Raw genomic sequence first — 16,984 nt, forward strand, 5'->3', positions numbered from 1 at the left:
CGTTATCAGCGGGTGACAAAAGGCCCGCCCACACCTGTTCGCCGTTGATAAGCCCTGACGTATTACTGACGGGTATCGTCGCCGCCGTGTCGAAGAGAGCCGCGATAGTGACCGACGACGGGGGCGGCCCCTTCCAGGCCCTGCCCCCGGGTCTGCACCACGACCTCAGGCCGTTCTTCAGCGACATCACCGAGGAGGTCGTACGGGCGATCAGGACCGAGATCCCCGAGTACGCCCGCCCCGCCGACGGCACCTACATGCAGGCCGTGCACCGGGGTGTGGACCACGCGCTGCGGGGACTTCTGGAGCGGATGGCCGATCCGGACACCGACTGGGAGCCGGTCCAGGCGACCTACCAGCGCATCGGGCGCGGGGAGGCGGAGGAGGGACGCAGCCTCGACTCCTTCCAGTCCGCGCTCAGACTCGGCGCCCGGATGACCTGGCGCCGGGTGAACGCCCTGGTGGACGCCGGGCTGCTGCCGCGCAACGTGCTGGGCGCGTTCGGCGAGGCCCTGTTCCTGCACCTGGACGAGATGGCCGCCGCGACGACCGCCGGCTACACGGAGGCCCGTCTGCACGCCGCCGGCGAACTCCAGCAACGAAGAACCCGGCTGCTCGACCTCCTCACCGCCGACCCGCCGGCGTCGGCCGAGGCCATCACCGAGCTCGCGCACAGCGCGCGGTGGCCGGTACCGCGGGCGATGGCGGTGGTGACGGTCGACCTGGGCGCCCCGGCCGCGCCACCGACGGCCGGTGGTCCCGCGGCGCCCTCATGGGGCGGCGAGCCCGGCATGCCGCCGACGGGGACCGGACAGGCCCCGGTCCAGCCGGGGAGCGGGCCCGCCACGACGTCACCGGCCGACGGTCCCCCGCTGGGGCGCACGCGTGTCACGGCCCCGCCGGGGACGGGGGCGGCGCCGCCCCCGTCCGGCCCCGGAGCGGTGGCGCCCCCGCCGGAGCGCGGCCCCGTCCCACCCTCGCCGGGAGCCTGGCCCACCGCGCGTCCGCCCACGTCTCCTCCCGGCCGTGTCCCCATCGTGCCGCCCGAGTTCCTCGCCCGGTTCGATGTGCGGCCGGCGGTGATCGTGGTCCCGGATCCCGAGGGGTCGGGGCGGGCTCGGGATGTGGCCGGGGCGCTGCAGGGCCTGCGGGCGGCGATGGGGCCGACCGTCCCCCTGCAGGAGGGCGCGCGGTCCCTGCGGTGGGCGTGCGAGGCGCTGGAGCTGATCCGCCGGGGCGTCCTGCCGGACACCGAACTGGTCCACTGCCAGGACCACTTGGCCACACTTCTGCTACTGCGGGACGACGACCTGGTCGACGCCCTGGTGGAACGGCGGCTGCGCCCCCTGGAGCAGGTGCGGCCCCCGCAGCGGGAGCGGCTCGCGGAGACACTGCTGAGCTGGCTGAGCTGTGGGCACAACGCGAGCGAGGTCGCGGTGCGGCTCGCGGTGCACGCGCAGACGGTGCGCTACCGCATGCGCCAGCTGGACGAACTGTTCGGCGGCCAACTCCACGACCCGGCGGCCCAGTTCGAGATGCAGCTGGCGCTTCGGGCACGGCAACTGCGCAAGGACTCGACCATGCCCGCGGACCGACGGGCACCCCTCTGACTTCCTGGACAGCTGTCCAGGTATAGTGGACACCCGTCCAAGAAACTGAGGGAGATCATGGAAGCGGTCGCGAATGTGCTGGTGGGCCTGGTGGCCGTGCTGCACGTGTACATCCTGGTGATGGAGATGTTCCTGTGGCAGAAGAAGCCGGGGATGTCCTTTCACGGCTTCGACCGGGAGATGGCGAGAGCCACCGCGGCGATGGCCGCCAACCAGGGGCTCTACAACGGCTTTCTCGCGGCGGGTCTGGTGTGGGGTCTGATCGCCGCCGATCCGACCGGCTTCCGCGCCCAGGTCTTCTTCCTGTCCTGTGTGATCGTCGCCGGCGTCTACGGCGCGGTCACCGCCAACATCCGCATCCTCGCGGCGCAGGCACTGCCCGGCGCGCTCGCCCTGGGCGCGGTCCTGCTGGCCCGGTGACCCGGGCCGCGGCCGAGGACCCGCGCGCGGCACGCACCCGGGCCCGCCTGCGCGAGGCCCTGCTCGCGGAGTGCGCCGAGCGCCCGCTGGCGGAGGTCGGCGTGGCCGCCCTGGTGCGCCGGGCCGGGGTCGGGCGCGCCACGTTCTATGTGCATTACGCCGATCTGGAGGCACTCGCGGTAGACGCCTGCGCCGACGTCGTACGCGAGGCCGTGGAGGCGCTGCACGCCTGGCGCGGGCGTCCCGACCCGGTCCACGCACCGCCCGCGCTGCCGGAGTTCTTCGCCTCGCTCGCCCCGCACGCGGCGCTGTACCGGGCTCTGCTGAGCCCGGGCGGGGGCGGTCCGCTGGGCCGGGTCCTGCACCGGGACCTGCGGGCCTACAGCCTGCGCGAGCGGGAACTCGCGGGCGCCGCCGACGCTCCCCTCGTGGCCTCGGCGGTCGCCGCCACGTTCGCGGGCGTGCTGGCCGACTGGCTGCACGGCCTGCTGGAGGGCGGCCCGGCGGACATCGCCGACCAGGTCTGGCAGTTGCTGGTCGCCCTGCACGCCAGCCGCTGACGCCTCACGCGCAGCCCATCCCCTTCTTCACCTGCGGCCAGGCCTCCACCCCGTCCGAAGTGCGCACGTACGCCGTCTCCTTGTCGTCCGTCAGCCACAACTGCCAGTCCCGCAGCCGGTATCCGGTGTCCTCGGCACCGGCGGGCACGGTCACGTCCCCGCGGTAGGGGGCCTCCAGCATGTCGTCGCCGAGCACTCCGTCCGGATCACGGGCGTACAGCCTCCGGTCCTTGCCCTCGCCCAGCTCCAGGAAGTGCGCCTGCTGCCAGTCGCAGTGCGAGGGTCCGGCGTTGCTGCTGATGACGGTGATCGGTACCCGCTTGCCGTTCCGGTCCGTCCAGACCTCGTAGCCCTGGGAGTCGGTGTAGCTCGCCGGGAACTCGGCCGGGTCGCAGGAGGCGCTGGTCTCCGGTCCCCAACCGGGCCGGTTCTTCTGGTCCTTGGCGACGATGACCGCCACCTTGGTGCGGCCTTCGACGTCGTAGGAGAACAGGACGCGGTCGCTCTCCTGCCGCTCCACGCGGTAGCCCTCGCGCGGGCTGTCGGGCTGCTCGATCTCGAAATACGCCTTCAGGCCCTCCTCCGGCGTCTCGCCCCCGTCGCCCTCGCTCCACGGTTCGCCGCCGCCCGCCGCGTAGATCTCCCCGTCGCACTCCAGCGCCCGGGCCGCGGCGCCCGTGTCGATGAGCTCGGACCGGTCGTCCTTCTCCTCGTCCCAGTCCCGGCCCGGGATGTGGAGCGGCCCGCTGTAGGGCGACGGCGGCGGGCTCGCCCCCTCGACGACCAGGTCCCCGCCGGTCTCGGTCCCGCACCCGACGGCCGCGACGGCCACCAGTGCCGTCAGTGCCACGAAGCCCCTGCGCATCCCGCCCCCTGTCCCCGAACGCCGTCCTCGCCTCCTCCGACGCGGGCAGGCCCGGAAACGTTCAGTGGGCCGCCTGGAAGGTGCGCCGGTAGTTCTGCGGCGACACCCCGATCGCGGCGTGCAGATGCTGGCGCAGCGAGGCGCCGGTGGCGAAGCCGACCTGGCCGGCGATCTGGTCCACCGACAGATCGCTGGACTCCAGCAGGTGCCGGGCGCGGGCCACGCGCTGCTGGATCAGCCAGCGGCCGGGGCTGAGGCCGACCTCGTCGTTGAAGCGGCGGGCGAAGGTGCGCAGGCTCATCCGGGCGTGGGCGGCGAGGTCGGTCAGGGTGAGGGGTTCGTCGAGGCGGGTCAGGGCCCACTCGCGGGTGGCGGCCGTGCTCGTCGCCCCGCTCTCCGGCACGGGCTGCTCGATGTACTGGGCCTGACCGCCGTCCCGGAAGGGCGGTACGACACAGCGCCGGGCCACCGCGTTGGCCAGCTCGCTGCCGTGGTCGGTGCGGACGATGTGCAGGCACACGTCCACGCCGGAGGCCGCGCCGGCCGAGGTGAGGATGCGGCCGTCATGGACGAACAGGACGTCCGGGTCCAGGTCGACGTCCGGATGGAGACGCCGGAACGGCTCGGTCACCTGCCAGTGCGTGGTGGCCCTGCGGCCCTTCAGGAGGCCCGCCGCCGCGAGCACGAAGGCCGCCGTGCAGATCGACACGATGCGGGCGTCCGGCCGGATCAGCGCGAGCGCGGCGGCGACCTCGGCGGGCAGCTCGACGGGGACGTGGGGGTGAGCCATGGGGGCGACCACCACGGTGTCGGCCGTGGCCAGGATCTCCGGGCCGTGCTCGACCCCGATCGTGAAGTCCGCATTGCTGCGCACCGGCCGTCCGTCGACGCTGCACGTCAGCACCTCGTAGTGCCCGTCGGCCGCCCCGAAGATCCGGCTGGGGATGCCCAGCTCGAAGGGGTAGACGCCCTCCAGGGCCAGGACCACGACTCGTTCGACCCGCCGCTGCGCACTCATGGCACGATTCTATCGAAGGTTGGCAATCATGCCATTTCCCGGGGAGGCGGGCCCCGGCAGGCTGAATGACCATGAGCACTGTGAACACGATGCGAGCCATCAGCCAGGACGTTCTCGGCGGTCCCGAGGTCCTCAAGGAAGTGGAGCTGGAGCGGCCCGCGCCGCGTGCGAACGAGGTACTGGTCCGGGTGCGGGCCGCCGGGATCAACCCCACCGACTGGAAGCACCGCGCGGGCGGCGGCTTCCTGGGCGAGCCGCCCTTCGTCCTGGGCTGGGACGTCTCCGGCGTGGTCGAGGCCGTCGGCATCGGCGTCGCCCGCTTCGAGCCCGGCGACGAGGTCTTCGGCATGCTGGCCTACCCGTGGGGCCACGGTTCGCACGCCGAGTACGTCTCCGCCCCGGCACGCTGGTTCGCGCGCAAGCCGGCCTCGCTCGACCACACCGAGGCGGGCGCGCTGCCGCTGGTCTCGCTGACCGCCTGGCAGGCGCTGGTGGAGTACGCCGACGTGCAGCCGGGGCAGCGGGTGCTGATCCACGCGGCCGCCGGCGGTGTCGGGCATGTGGCGGTGCAGATCGCCAAGGCGCGGGGCGCGTATGTGATCGGCACGGCGAGCGCGGGCAAGCACGAGTTCCTGCGCGGGCTGGGCGTGGACGAGGCGATCGACTACCGGGAGGCGGACTTCACCGAGTCCGTCAAGGACGTGGACGTCGTGCTGGACACGATCGGCGGCGACACGTCCCTGCGCTCGCTGCGGGTGCTGCGGCCGGGCGGGATCGTGGTGTCGATCCTGCCGGTCGGCTCGAACGAGTTCTTCGAGGAGGCCGAGCGGCTCGGTGTCCGGTCGCTGCGGATGCTGGTCGACGCCTCGCACAGCGGTCTGCGGGCGATCGCCGACCTGGTGGAGGCGGGCAAGCTGCGCCCCACGATCGCCGGGGCCTTCCCGCTGGCCGACGCCGCCGAGGCACACGCCCTCGGCGACACCGGCCGGACCACGGGGAAGCTGGTCCTCACGGTCGGCTGAGTCGGTCTGAGACGGACCGGGTCAGAAGGTCAGGACCGGCTTGATCGCCTTGCCGGCTCCCATGTCCCGTACCGCCTGGTCGATGTCCGCGAACGGATAGGTGCTGACCAGACGGTCCAGCGGAAGCCGCCCCGCCTTCACCAGCTCGACCAGGGCGGGGATGAAGGACTGCGTCTCGGCGTCGCCGAGGGTGAGGCCGACGATCCGCTTGCCGCCGAGCAACCCGTTGACGTCCAGGGCGACCTCGGTGCCGAACGGCGGGGCCCCGACGACGACCAGGGTGCCACGGGCGCCGAGCGCGTCCACGCCCCGGCGGAGCACGCCGACGTTGCCGGTGGTCTCGACGATGCCGTCGGCGCCCTGCCCGCCGGTGATCGCGGCGAGGGCCTCACCGAGGTCCTCGTCACCGGCGTTCACCACCTGGGTCGCCCCCAACTCCCGCGCCAGGGCGAGGCGTTCGCCGACCCGGTCGACGGCGACGATCGTCGTGGCGGGGGTGAGGGCGGCGGCCATGACCGCGGAGAGACCGACGGCTCCGGCGCCGAGGACCACGACCGTGCTGCCGGTGACCGGCTTCAGCACGTTCCAGACCGCGCCGACGCCGGTCTGCACCCCGCAGCCCAGCGGGGCGATCGACGCCAGCGGCACCTCGGGGTCGACCTTGACGAGGCTGCGCTCGTCCACCAACGCCCGTTCGGCGAACGAGGACTGGCCGAAGAAGTGCCCGCCCAGCGCCTCGCCGTCCCGGCTGATGGTGCTGCTGCCGTCGGCCCGGCGACCGCCGATCAGGTTCAGCGGCAACCAGGTGGCGCAGTACGCCGGATGGCCGCCGTTGCAGTTGCCGCACTCCCCGCAGGACGTGAACGACAGCACGACATGGTCGCCGGGCGCGACACCGGTGACGGCCGCACCGACGGCCTCGACGACCCCGGCGCCTTCGTGGCCGAGGACGCCGGGCAGCGGGAAGGGCAGTCCGCCGCTCGCGACACCGAGGTCCGTGTGGCACAACCCGGTGGCCACCATGCGTACGACGGCCTCGTGCGGACCGGGCTCGTCGAGCTGGACGTCGGCAAGGGTGAACGGGGCTCCGCCGGACTCGACGACGGCGGCACGGGTGGAGATGGGCATCGCGGTGACTCCCTTTGCCTTCGGGCGCGTTCAGCCGAGCGAGACGACGACGGACTTGGTCTTGGTGTACGAGGCGAGCGCCTCGGGGCCGTACTCGCGCCCGAACCCGGAGTCCTTGACGCCGCCGAAGGGGACCGCGGGGTCGAGCATCGCCCAGTCGTTGACCCAGACGATGCCCGCCTGGAGCTTGTCGGCGATGCGGTGGGCGCGGGCGAGGTTGCTCGTCTGGATGCCCGAAGCCAGGCCGTAGGGCGTGGAGTTGGCGAGCCGGATCGCCTCCTCCTCGGAGTCGAAGGGCTGCACGGTGAGGACCGGGCCGAAGATCTCCTCCTGGATCACCCGGGAGTCATTGGGGAGGTCGGCGATGACCGTGGGCTTGTAGTAGAAGCCGCCGTCGAGGTCGAGGCGTTCGCCGCCGCAGACGATGCGGCCGCCCTCCTTGCGGGCCAGCTCGACGTACTCCTCGACCTTCTTGAGGTGCTTCTCCCCCGCCATCGGCCCCACGACGGTCTCCGGCTGCCGCGGGTCGCCCAACGGCACGCCGGGGACGGCCTGTTCGAGGATGCCGAGCAGGGTGGCGTAGACGGAGCGGGCCACCAGCAGGCGCGGGCCGCCCATGCAGAACTGGCCGGAGTTGAAGACGAAGGCCTTGATGATCGCGCCGACGGCGACCTCCAGGTCGGCGTCCTCGAAGACGAGGTGGGCCGCGTTGCCGCCCAGCTCCATGGTGACCGGCTTGAGGGCCTCGCCCGCGACGCTCGCGGCGTGCCGGCCGACCGCGGTGGAGCCGGTGAAGGCGATCTTGTCGACGCCGCTGTGGCGGAGCAGTGCCTCGCCGGCGACGGGTCCCGCGCCGGTGACGACGTTCACCACGCCGTCGGGGACCCCGGCCCGCCGGAAGAGCTCGGCCATGTAGAGCGCGCTGAGCGGGGTCTCGTCGGCGGGCTTGTGCACCACCGTGTTGCCCGCGGCGAGCGCCGGGGCGATCTTCGAGCCGGCCAGGATCAACGGGAAGTTGAAGGGGGTGATCGCGGCAACGACCCCGAGCGGCTCGCGCCGGGTGTAGGCGAGGGCGTTCATGGGGGTGTCGCGGTTGGACCCGTGCAGGGAGTGGGCGAGGGCGGCGAAGTGCTCGTAGTCGTTGGCGGCGTTGGTCACGTCGACGGCGTGCGCCAGCGTGATCGGCTTGCCGACGTCAAGACTCTCCAGGCGGGCTATGTCGTCGGCGTTCTCGCGGATGAGTTCGGCGACGCGCTGGAGGACGCGGCCGCGCTCCCGGCCGCTCAGTCCGGACCAGGAGCCGTCGTCGTAGGCCTCCCGCGCGGCCCGCACGGCCGCGTCCACATCGGCGGCGCCCGCCTCCGCGACGGTGGTGACGACCGCGCCCCGGGACGGGTCGACCACCTCGGTGCGTGCTCCGTCGGCCGCCTCGCGCCAGCGGCCCCCGATGAACAGCTGCCCGGGTTCGATCTCGAAGGTGGTCATCCCCACTCCTCAGCTCCATCGCCAAGATTTCAACAAACAGGATTCCTGTTGGTTCAAAGTCTCATTACAGACAGGTTTCCTGTCAATGCTCTAGGGTGAACCCATGCTGGACTCCCAGGCGACCAAGGCACCTCCGTCACTGCTCTACATGGTCAAACAAGTGGAACTGGTCGTCCGTTCCCGACTGGACGAGCTGGTCAAGCCGTCCGGGATCACGGCGCTGCAGTACACCGCGCTGACCGTCCTGGAGCGGCACGACGGGCTGTCGGCCGCGCAGCTAGCCCGCGACTCCTTCGTCACGGCCCAGTCCATCGCCGATCTCGTGCGGTCACTGGAGAACCGCGGGCTGGTGCGCCGGGAGCGGAATCCGCACAGCCGCAGGGAGCTGCTGATCCTGCTGACCGAGGACGCCCGGGAGCTGCTCGCGCAGTACGAGGGGCCGGTGCGCGAGCTGGAGGAGCGCATGGTCCGGGATCTCACGGCGCACCAGACGGAGCAGTTCCGCCAGGCGTTGTCCCGTGCCTGGCACGCCCTGTCGTAGGACTCGGCCGCAATTCACAGACATATGTCAATCGAACATGCTCAAATTCACTCCATCGAGGGTAACTTGCAGGGCGGGGAAAGGATTTGCTCTCACTCCGGGCCCGGTGACACGGCTGCGCCTCGTACGCTCGCAGCACGATGTCACCCCGGCCCCCGGTGACCTGCAGCCCTGCCAGTTGAGGAGCCGGTTGGAGGGGATGTCGTAGTGCAGCAGGAACCTGCACCGCCCAGTCGGCATCTGCGTATCCACCAGGACCGAGGACACACGGTGCTGGAGTTCCGCGGTGAGATCGACATCGCGGCGGCGCTGGAGATCGTCCCGTATCTGGACCGCGTGACCGGACGCCCCGGCTCCCGGATCGTCATCGACCTGAGCGAGGTCGACTTCTTCGACTGCTCCGGACTGCGCCTGCTCTACCGGGCCCGGGCCCGGGTGCTCGACCAGGACGGCCGGTTACACCTGGTCTGCGTCCATCCCCTGACCCTGCGCATCATGCGGGTCACCGGCCTGCACCGGCTGCTGCCCCCGCACGCGACGCTGGACGCGGCCCTGGGACAGTCCGAGGCCACGTCCGGCTCGCTCTGAGGACGGCTACTTGACGATCTTGGTGACCTGACCGGCGCCGACCGTCCGCCCGCCCTCACGGATGGCGAACTTCAGCCCCTCCTCCATCGCGATGGGCTGGATCAGCTGCACGAGCATCGTCGTGTTGTCGCCCGGCATGACCATCTCGGTGCCCTTGGGCAGGGTCACCACTCCGGTGACATCGGTCGTGCGGAAGTAGAACTGCGGGCGGTAGTTGTCGAAGAACGGCGTGTGCCGGCCGCCCTCGTCCTTGGACAGGATGTACGCCCGCGCCTCGAACTCCTTGTGCGGGGTGACCGTGCCCGGCTGGATCACGACCTGCCCGCGCTCCACGTCCTCCCGCTTGATACCGCGCAGCAGCAGTCCGACGTTCTCCCCCGCCCGCCCCTCGTCGAGGAGCTTGCGGAACATCTCGATGCCCGTGACGGTCGTCTTCGTCTTCGTCTCATGGATGCCGATGATCTCGACCTCCTTGTTGACGTGCAGCACACCGCGCTCGATCCGGCCGGTGACGACCGTCCCGCGCCCGGTGATCGTGAAGACGTCCTCGATCGGCATCAGGAACGGCTTGTCCACGTCCCGCTGCGGCTCGGGCACCGCCGTGTCGACCGCCTCCAGCAGATCCAGCACCGACTGCGTCCACCGCGCGTCGCCCTCCAGCGCCTTGAGCGCGGACACCTGTACGACGGGGACGTCGTCGCCCGGGAACTCGTACTCGGTGAGCAGCTCGCGCACCTCCAGCTCGACGAGCTCCAGGATCTCCTCGTCGTCGACCATGTCGGTCTTGTTGAGGGCGACGACGATGTACGGCACCCCGACCTGCCGGGCGAGCAGGACATGCTCATGGTCTGCGGCATCGGCCCGTCGGTGGCCGCGACGACCAGGATCGCGCCGTCCATCTGGGCCGCGCCGGTGATCATGTTCTTGATGTAGTCGGCGTGCCCGGGGCAGTCCACATGGGCGTAGTGCCGGTGCTCGGTCTGGTACTCGACGTGGGCGATCGAGATGGTGATGCCGCGCTGCCGCTCCTCGGGCGCCTTGTCGATCTGGTCGAAGGGCGTGAACGGGTTCAGGTCGGGAAACCTGTCGTGCAGCACCTTCGTGATGGCCGCGGTGAGCGTCGTCTTCCCGTGGTCGATGTGACCGATGGTGCCGATGTTCACATGCGGCTTGGTCCGCTCGAACTTCGCCTTCGCCACTGGGGCCTCCAGGTCACCTGAGTGATGCCGGGCCGTGCGTGGCCCGGCTGCCCCTCCATGTCTATTCGCTCCTGGGTGCGTCGAACAGGGCGCTGACGGACTCACCGTTGTGAATGCGGCGCACGGCCTCGGCGAGTGCCGGGGCGATGGACAGGATCCGCAGCTTGTCGGTGCGCTCCTCCTCCGGCACCGGCACGGTGTTGGTGCAGACGATCTCCAGCACGTCGGGCTGCTCCCCGATCCGCCCCAGCGCCCCCGCCGCGAACAGTCCGTGCGTACAGGCGATCCGGATCGAGCGCGGCTTCAACTCCCGGAGCCTTTCGAGGAGTTCGAGGACGGTGCTGCCCTTGGCGATCTCGTCGTCCAGCACGATGACATCGCGGTCGGTGACCTCGCCGATGACATCGCTGATGCTGACCCGGTCGTCGGCGAACCGCTGCTTGGCCCCGGCGGCCACCTGGGCGCCGATGAGCCGGGCGAACGCGGCCGCCTCCTTGGCGTTGCCGAGGTCCGGGGAGACGACGGTGGTCCGGGACAGGTCGTACCGGTGGAAGTGCGCGGCCAGTTCACGCAGCGCGTGCAGGTGGTCGACGGGAATCGAGAAGAAGCCGTGCACCTGGGGCGAGTGCAGCGTCATGGCCAGGACACGGCCGGCGCCCGCCGCCACCATCAGGTCGGCGACGAGCCGCCCGCCGAGCGAGATCCGGGGCGCGTCCTTCTTGTCGGAGCGGGCGTAGGAGTAGTGCGGCATGACGACGGTGATCCGGCGGGCCGAGGCACCCCGGGCCGCGTCGCACATCAGCAGCAGTTCGACGAGGTTCTCCTGGACCGGTTTGACCAGGGGCTGGATCAGGAAGACGTCCCGCTCCCGGCAGTTGGCCTGGAGCTGCACCTCCAGACAGTCGTTGGCGAACCGGCTGACCCGGGTCGGACTGAGGGGTACGCCGAGATGCGCGCAGACCTCCGCCGCCAGCTCGGGGTGGGCGCTACCGCTGAACACGGCGATGTCTCGCACGATCCGCTCCTCGCATGATCATCACGGGCTGCGCGGCTCATGCTACTGAGCGCGAAATCCGGCCGCGAAATTCACTTGCGTCCCCGCACCCGCCGTCCGCCATCATGGCGACGTCCGTGTTCTCTCACGTCAGGATCACCCGCATGCGCCGACTCCTCGGAATCCCCCAGCCCTTCCACAGGCCCACGGTTCTCGAGGACGCGACCCCGCATGCACACCCTGAACATCGGCATTCTGGCCCACGTCGACGCCGGTAAGACCAGCCTCACCGAGCGACTGCTCTTCGATCACGGCGCGATCGACCAGCTCGGCAGCGTCGACACCGGTGACACCCGGACGGACGACGGCGCGATCGAGCGGCAGCGCGGCATCACCATCCGCTCGGCGGTCGCCTCCTTCACCGTCGACGGCACCCGCGTCAACCTCATCGACACCCCGGGGCACTCCGACTTCATCGCCGAGGTCGAGCGCGCCCTGGAGGTCCTCGACGGCGCGGTCCTGGTCCTGTCCGCCGTGGAGGGCGTCCAGGCGCAGACCCGCGTCCTGATGCGCACCCTGCGCCGGCTGCGGCTGCCCACGCTGATCTTCGTCAACAAGGTCGACCGTGCGGGCGCCCGCACGGAGGGCCTCCTCGACGACATCCGCCGCAAGCTGACCCCGCATGTCGCACCCCTCGGCACGGTCCGCGACATCGGCACACCGGACGCCCGCGTGACGCCCCTGCCGTACGGCGACCCGCTCGCCGAGTCCCTCGCCGACGTCGACCCCGGCATCCTCGCGGCGCTCGTGGACGGCCCCGCGCCGGCACCGGGCGACCTGCACCGGGCCCTCGCCGCCCGCACCGCCGACGGCTCCTTCCACCCCGTCCACTTCGGTTCGGCCCTCGGCGGCCAGGGCGTCGCCCACCTCGTCGAGGACATGGTCCGCCTGATCCCGCCCGCACCGACGACCGGCGCCACCGCCCCACGCGGCACGGTGTTCGCGGTCCGTCCGGGCCCCGGCGGCGAGCGCACGGCGTATCTCCGCCTGTACGACGGTGAGGTGACGGAGCGTCAGCGCCTCACGTTCCTGCGGCGCGAGGCCGACGGCCGGACCGCCGAGGTGTGCGGCCGGGTGACGCGCCTCGATGTGATCGGCGGGGACGGCCCTCTCACCGCAGGCAACATCGCGGCGCTGACCGGTCTCGCGGGCATCCGCGTCGGCGACCGCCTCGGCGATCCCCCACGCTCGAACAGGGCTCGCGCGGGGGCGCCCCCATCCGACCGTGCCCCGCACTTCGCACCCCCGACCCTGGAGACCGAGGTCGCCGCCCGGCACCCCGGGCAGGCCGCCCCGCTGCGCGCCGCGCTCCTCGCCCTCGCCGACCAGGACCCGCTGATCCACGCCCGCCCCACCGCCACCGGCACCACCGCGCTGCTGCTGTACGGCGAGGTCCAGATGGAGGTGCTCGCGGCGACGCTGGCCCAGGACTTCGGTATCGAGGCCGACTTCGAGCCCGGGCGGGTGCGGTTGCTTGAGCGTCCGCGTGGGGTGGGCGAGGCCTGCGAGGAGTATCCGTGGCACGACCGCACCCGCTACTGGGCGAGGATCGGGCTGCGGGTGGCGCCCGCGGAGCGCGGCTCCGGCGGGGTGTTCACGTACGAGACCGAACTCGGCGCGCTGCCCCGGGCCTTCCACCAGGCGATCGAGGAGACGGTCCACGCGAGCATGGCGACCGGGCTGTGCGGCGCGGCGGTGACGGACTACCGGGTCACACTGATCCGCTCCGGCTTCGTGGCGCCGCTCAGCACGGCCGCGGACTTCCGCGGGCTCACCCCGATCGTGCTGCGCCGGGCCCTGGAGCGGGCGCGGACGCGGCTGTACGAGCCGTACCACGCGTTCGAGACGGAGGTCCCGCTGGACGCGCTGGCGCCGGTGAGCGCCCGTCTCTCCTCTCTGGGGGCCGAGTTCACCGGGACCACGGGCGGCAGCACGGCCTGGGTGATCACCGGCGAACTGCCCGCGCGCCGGGTGCGCGAGGCCGAACTGGGGCTGCCGGGGCTGACGCACGGGGAGGGGGTGTGGTGGTCGAGCCGCTCCGGGGACCGCGAACTGCCGTCCCGCTGAGCGGCGTCGTCACCAGGACACCGGCAGATGCAGCGGACTGCGTGTCATCTGTCCCACCCGCCACTCGATCGTCTCCGGGGTGAACTCGGCCCGCAGGTCAGGGAATCGGGCGGCGAGGTGGTGCAGGGCGAGTTCGAGTTCCAGCCGGGCGAGCCAGGCGCCGAGGCAGTGGTGGGGTCCGGCGCCGAAGGCGATGGTCGGCGAGTTCAGGGGCGCGGAGAGGTCGGGCGGGCCCGGCGGGAACACGTCGGGGTCGCGGCCCGCGGCATTGGTCTGGAGGGCGACCACACTGCCCGCGGGGATCAGCACCCCGCCGACCTCGACGTCCGCGACCGCGCGCCGGATCAGCCCGGGCAGCACCTTGCCCTCGCTGAGCGGGACGGTCCGCAGGAGCTGTTCGGCCGCGACCGCCGCCGACTCCTCGTCGCCGGCGAGCAGCGGCCAGCCGTCCCGGCCGTCGGTGAGGAGGTAGACCACGGAGTTGCCGAGCGCGGACATGGTGGTCTCGTGCCCGGCCACGATCAGACCACAGACCAGGGTGATCAGCCGGCGTTCCTCGATCCCCAGCTCGTCCCCGGCCGCCACCAGGCCGCTCACCAGGTCGTCGCCCGGGTCCTTGCGGCGCTCGGCGATCAGCCCGGCCGCGAACATCCCGAACTCCGTCATCGCCTCGACCACCTCACCGGCCGTGTGGGCACCGCCGGACAGGGCGTGGTCGGCCCAGTGCCGGATGCGTTCGCGGTCGACGTGGTCGAGGCCCATCAGCCGGCAGATCACCGAGACGGGCAGCGGCCGGGTGAACCCCTCGACGATGTCGGCCGGTTGCGGCCGGGCGGCGAAGTCGTCGAGCAGTGCGGCGACCACCGAGGCCACCCAGGGCCGCCAGCGGGCGATGGCCCGCGGTGTGAACGCCCGCTGCACCGTGCCGCGCAGCACCTGGTGGGCGGGCCCGTCCTGGTTGACCAGCCCGTTCGGGTCGTCCAGCAGGTTCGGCACCACGAGCAGCGGCGGGGCGTCCGGGGCGTGCAGCGAACTCCGGTCGAACCGGGGGTCCATGAGCACCTGCCGCACTTCGGCGTACCGGGTCACGATCCACACCGGGGTGCCGGTGGCCAGGGTGCCGGGCCGGGGCGGTCCGGGCTCGGGGAGGTCGATGCGGTGCATGGGGCGAAGCGGCGGGGACGTGCTCTGTGCACTCATCCGGTTCTCCAGAAGCGCCCGTTCGGTCGGTCTTCCACGCTAGTGCGCCGCCCGTGCCTCCGTCAGCGGTGGCAATCGGCCAACGCCGCTGTCTGCCAAGGGTTTTGAGGGGCATTCGTTGAACAAGGAAGGAGGGCCGTCGCATGACGACTCCCATCAGGCGCATGTCCAAGCGCATGCCCGGCTGGGCGAAGTTGGTGAGCGCCGTGGTATTGGTGCTCGTCGTCTTCTTCGCCGGTATCCGGCTGAGCGTGCTCCCGGGCCTCAAGGACCTGTTCGGCACGGAGACCAACGACCGCTCCGGTCCCGCACTGCTGCAGTCCATCCAGGACATCAGCCGTTACGACGCCGCCTCCGGCAATTTCCAGATCGTCGTGGACCTGGAGAAGGACACCAAGTACCTGCCCGACGCGATCCGCGGCTCCCGCACCCTGTACGTCGGGGCGGGCACCGTCGACGCCTATGTCGACCTCGGCAAGGTCGGCGAGAACGATGTGACGGTCAACGAGGACCGCACGTCCGCGACGCTGGTCCTGCCTCACGCCCAGCTCGGCAAGCCGGCCCTGGACGCCGACCGCTCCTACGCGGTGTCCAAGCAGCGGGGTCTGCTCGACCGTCTCGGCGATCTGTTCTCCGACAACCCCAACGGCGAGCAGGCCGTGCAGAAGCTCGCGGTGAAGCACATCGGCGAGGCCGCGACGAAGAGCGGGCTGGTCGAGCGCGCCGAGACCAACACCACGGACATGCTGGAAGGCCTGCTGCGCTCCCTCGGCTTCAAGGAGGTGAGCGTGTCGTTCAAGGCCTGATCAGGAGGTCAGGAGGTCAGGATGCCCGGCAGGGCCAGGGCGCCGAGCAGTGCGGCGCCCACCAGCAGCCAGGCGACGTAGTCCCCGATGTGCCCGGACTGGAGCTTGCGCAGGGGCAGCCGCCCAGGCCGGTGCGGTGAGCAGCTTCGGACGGGTGACCGCCACGACGGCGCCCCCGGACCCGGCTTCGTTCACGGCGTGCGACACGACGCCGGCGAAGCCGGGTGCCGCCCCGACCGCGAGCGCCCCCGAGAGCAGCACGGCAGGGACCGCCGTCATGGTGTCCGGCACCCGGCGCAGCCGCCGCCCGGTCTCGGGGCGTTCCCCAAAACCGGTCGTCTCGTACTCGTCCCCGCTCTCCGGCCTCGGACCGAGCCCGACGAACACCCGTGCGGCGACCCGCAGCACCGCTCCGGCGGTCACCGCGCTCGCCACGACGTACAGCAGGGCCAGCGGGGCGCCCGCGGCTACGGAGGCGATTGGATCCGAGGATCCGCCGCAGAGTCAGGAAGAGATCGGAGCGCCGGTGCGAAGGCGCTTGTAACGTGCGGGTGTGGTGCCCACGTGGCGTGTGAAGTGTCGGTTCAGGTGGGCTTGGTCGTGGAATCCCACGGTTGTGGCGACCTCGGCGGGCCGGTGACCGTCGAGGAGGAGTCGGCGTGCTTGATCGATGCGCTTGCCGGTGAGGTAGGTGTGTGGCGGCAGGCCGTAGGTCTGCTTGAAGCAGCGGATCAGGTGGGTGGGGTGGGCATGCAGGATGGCGGCGGCGTCGTGCAGGGACATACCGACGTGGATCCGTGAGTCCAGTAGTTCCCGCAGCTCGGCGGCAAGCCGGTTTGCCTCACGCCCCGGTGAGCGGGGCTGGAGCGCGTCGAGGTGGAAGTGGAGTCGTTCACGGATGAGCGAGAGGCGGGACTCGGCTTCGAACCCGTCTCCGGCATGGACGAGAGCGGCGTGCAACTGGTCGATCCGGTAGCGCAGCAGCCCGTCGTTGAAGACTGGAGCGTCCACCGCGCGGCCGGCCAAACGCTGCGGGAGTACGGAGTCGTCGAGGTAGAGGTTGCGCTTGCGGAAGCCTGCCGCCGTGACGGTCCGACCGTCATGAGGGACGCCGGGAGGCAGCAGGAGGACGCTGGCGGTACCGGTCGCGCCATGGCGGCGGCGGTCGAGTGTGAAGTCGACCGAGCCATGGTCGAGGATCATCAGGTCCCACGTGTCGTGAGTGTGGGCCGGGTACGCGTGGTCGGTGAAGTGCGCGTGGAAGACCTCGGCGATCCCCGGGACTGGCGGTCTCCAGGCGCTGATGGACGTGCGGGGTCGGTCTCCGGTTGCCATGCCAGGAACGTACAAGACTGGCGGAGTCCGGGCGCGGCAGGATCGTGACGCCGGCCGGAGGGCCTGAGAGGTCGCTCCCGGTTGAC

At 71.5% G+C, this 16,984-nt stretch carries 15 protein-coding genes and 2 pseudogenes; 8 read left to right on the forward strand and 9 right to left on the reverse strand.

Annotated features, from left to right (window positions below; translation table 11 throughout):
- The first annotated feature begins 86 nt into the window (after nt 1-86).
- The 3 genes from PH203_RS33920 to PH203_RS33930 are packed head-to-tail and all read left to right on the forward strand — an operon-like array spanning nt 87 to nt 2,590.
- The gene (locus PH203_RS33920; RefSeq protein ID WP_289925080.1) at nt 87-1,610 is read left to right on the forward strand and encodes a helix-turn-helix domain-containing protein; all 1,524 of its coding nucleotides are present in this window, start codon (nt 87-89) and stop codon (nt 1,608-1,610) included.
- Between the two features lie 57 nt (nt 1,611-1,667).
- Complete coding sequence (locus PH203_RS33925) at nt 1,668-2,030, forward strand: DUF1304 domain-containing protein (protein WP_289925081.1); 363 nt, start codon at nt 1,668-1,670, stop codon at nt 2,028-2,030.
- Nucleotides 2,027-2,590: a TetR/AcrR family transcriptional regulator gene (locus PH203_RS33930; RefSeq protein WP_289925082.1), complete on the forward strand. Its 564-nt coding sequence runs from the start codon at nt 2,027-2,029 to the stop codon at nt 2,588-2,590. Before PH203_RS33925 ends, PH203_RS33930 begins: the two co-directional genes overlap by 4 nt.
- Nucleotides 2,591-2,594: 4 nt before the next feature.
- On the opposite strand, the gene PH203_RS33935 is transcribed toward PH203_RS33930, so the two are convergent.
- Both PH203_RS33935 and PH203_RS33940 read right to left on the reverse strand, forming a co-directional pair.
- Complete coding sequence (locus PH203_RS33935) at nt 2,595-3,455, reverse strand: hypothetical protein (protein WP_289925083.1); 861 nt, start codon at nt 3,453-3,455, stop codon at nt 2,595-2,597.
- Between the two features lie 61 nt (nt 3,456-3,516).
- Nucleotides 3,517-4,473 carry a helix-turn-helix domain-containing protein gene (locus tag PH203_RS33940; RefSeq protein ID WP_289925085.1) on the reverse strand — a complete coding sequence of 319 codons (957 nt, stop codon included), beginning with the start codon at nt 4,471-4,473 and terminating at the stop codon, nt 3,517-3,519.
- Between the two features lie 71 nt (nt 4,474-4,544).
- Between PH203_RS33940 and PH203_RS33945 the strand changes: the two genes are divergently transcribed.
- Complete coding sequence (locus PH203_RS33945; RefSeq protein WP_289925086.1) at nt 4,545-5,495, forward strand: NADP-dependent oxidoreductase; 951 nt, start codon at nt 4,545-4,547, stop codon at nt 5,493-5,495.
- Between the two features lie 21 nt (nt 5,496-5,516).
- Here the strand turns inward: PH203_RS33945 and PH203_RS33950 are convergent, their stop codons facing one another.
- Together PH203_RS33950 and PH203_RS33955 are read right to left on the reverse strand one after the other, a co-directional pair.
- Entirely contained in the window at nt 5,517-6,623 is a 1,107-nt protein-coding gene (locus PH203_RS33950) for an NAD(P)-dependent alcohol dehydrogenase (RefSeq protein ID WP_289925087.1), read from the reverse strand.
- A gap of 30 nt (nt 6,624-6,653) precedes the next feature.
- Complete coding sequence (locus PH203_RS33955; protein ID WP_289925088.1) at nt 6,654-8,108, reverse strand: aldehyde dehydrogenase family protein; 1,455 nt, start codon at nt 8,106-8,108, stop codon at nt 6,654-6,656.
- A 103-nt stretch (nt 8,109-8,211) separates the two neighbouring features.
- On the opposite strand from PH203_RS33955, the gene PH203_RS33960 reads away from it, so the two are divergent.
- Together PH203_RS33960 and PH203_RS33965 are read left to right on the forward strand one after the other, a co-directional pair.
- A complete protein-coding gene (locus PH203_RS33960) occupies nt 8,212-8,649 on the forward strand; it encodes a MarR family transcriptional regulator (protein WP_289925089.1) in 438 nt (145 codons plus the stop codon).
- 207 nt (nt 8,650-8,856) lie between these two features.
- Entirely contained in the window at nt 8,857-9,237 is a 381-nt protein-coding gene (locus PH203_RS33965; RefSeq protein WP_289925090.1) for an anti-sigma factor antagonist, read from the forward strand.
- A 6-nt stretch (nt 9,238-9,243) separates the two neighbouring features.
- Here PH203_RS33965 and tuf read toward each other — a convergent pair.
- Together tuf and PH203_RS33975 are read right to left on the reverse strand one after the other, a co-directional pair.
- A pseudogene (gene tuf / locus PH203_RS33970) lies at nt 9,244-10,436 on the reverse strand (elongation factor Tu).
- Between the two features lie 61 nt (nt 10,437-10,497).
- Nucleotides 10,498-11,451, reverse strand: coding sequence for a ribose-phosphate diphosphokinase (locus PH203_RS33975; protein ID WP_289925091.1), 954 nt, complete (start codon nt 11,449-11,451; stop codon nt 10,498-10,500).
- 210 nt (nt 11,452-11,661) lie between these two features.
- Here PH203_RS33975 and otr(A) point away from each other — a divergent pair, with 210 nt between their 5' ends.
- Nucleotides 11,662-13,557 carry a tetracycline resistance ribosomal protection protein Otr(A) gene (gene otr(A), locus PH203_RS33980; protein ID WP_289925092.1) on the forward strand — a complete coding sequence of 632 codons (1,896 nt, stop codon included), beginning with the start codon at nt 11,662-11,664 and terminating at the stop codon, nt 13,555-13,557.
- Nucleotides 13,558-13,566: 9 nt separating this feature from the next.
- Here otr(A) and PH203_RS33985 read toward each other — a convergent pair whose 3' ends face one another.
- A complete protein-coding gene (locus tag PH203_RS33985) occupies nt 13,567-14,757 on the reverse strand; it encodes a cytochrome P450 (RefSeq protein WP_289925093.1) in 1,191 nt (396 codons plus the stop codon).
- 143 nt (nt 14,758-14,900) lie between these two features.
- Here PH203_RS33985 and PH203_RS33990 point away from each other — a divergent pair, with 143 nt between their 5' ends.
- Nucleotides 14,901-15,563 carry a DUF4230 domain-containing protein gene (locus PH203_RS33990; RefSeq protein WP_289925094.1) on the forward strand — a complete coding sequence of 221 codons (663 nt, stop codon included), beginning with the start codon at nt 14,901-14,903 and terminating at the stop codon, nt 15,561-15,563.
- An 8-nt stretch (nt 15,564-15,571) separates the two neighbouring features.
- Here the strand turns inward: PH203_RS33990 and PH203_RS33995 are convergent.
- Together PH203_RS33995 and PH203_RS34000 are read right to left on the reverse strand one after the other, a co-directional pair.
- Nucleotides 15,572-16,031 (reverse strand): annotated as a pseudogene (locus PH203_RS33995) (NADH-quinone oxidoreductase subunit D); the annotation flags it as partial.
- Between the two features lie 36 nt (nt 16,032-16,067).
- Nucleotides 16,068-16,898, reverse strand: a complete 831-nt coding sequence (locus PH203_RS34000; protein ID WP_289925095.1) for an AraC family transcriptional regulator — start codon at nt 16,896-16,898, stop codon at nt 16,068-16,070.
- Nucleotides 16,899-16,984: the final 86 nt, after the last annotated feature.

The sequence above is a fragment of the Streptomyces sp. S.PB5 genome (assembly GCF_030403745.1).
In the GTDB taxonomy this organism is placed as follows: domain Bacteria; phylum Actinomycetota; class Actinomycetes; order Streptomycetales; family Streptomycetaceae; genus Streptomyces.

Bases quoted from the DNA above. Each gene is read 5' to 3' on its own strand.
- PH203_RS33925 (WP_289925081.1), top strand. From the start codon at position 1,668: ATGGAAGCGGTCGCGAATGTGCTGGTGGGCCTGGTGGCCGTGCTGCAC.
- PH203_RS33935 (WP_289925083.1), bottom strand. From the start codon at position 3,455: ATGCGCAGGGGCTTCGTGGCACTGACGGCACTGGTGGCCGTCGCGGCC.
- PH203_RS33940 (WP_289925085.1), bottom strand. From the start codon at position 4,473: ATGAGTGCGCAGCGGCGGGTCGAACGAGTCGTGGTCCTGGCCCTGGAG.
- PH203_RS33945 (WP_289925086.1), top strand. From the start codon at position 4,545: ATGAGCACTGTGAACACGATGCGAGCCATCAGCCAGGACGTTCTCGGC.
- PH203_RS33950 (WP_289925087.1), bottom strand. From the start codon at position 6,623: ATGCCCATCTCCACCCGTGCCGCCGTCGTCGAGTCCGGCGGAGCCCCG.
- PH203_RS33955 (WP_289925088.1), bottom strand. From the start codon at position 8,108: ATGACCACCTTCGAGATCGAACCCGGGCAGCTGTTCATCGGGGGCCGC.
- PH203_RS33960 (WP_289925089.1), top strand. From the start codon at position 8,212: ATGCTGGACTCCCAGGCGACCAAGGCACCTCCGTCACTGCTCTACATG.
- PH203_RS33985 (WP_289925093.1), bottom strand. From the start codon at position 14,757: ATGAGTGCACAGAGCACGTCCCCGCCGCTTCGCCCCATGCACCGCATC.
- PH203_RS33990 (WP_289925094.1), top strand. From the start codon at position 14,901: ATGACGACTCCCATCAGGCGCATGTCCAAGCGCATGCCCGGCTGGGCG.
- PH203_RS34000 (WP_289925095.1), bottom strand. From the start codon at position 16,898: ATGGCAACCGGAGACCGACCCCGCACGTCCATCAGCGCCTGGAGACCG.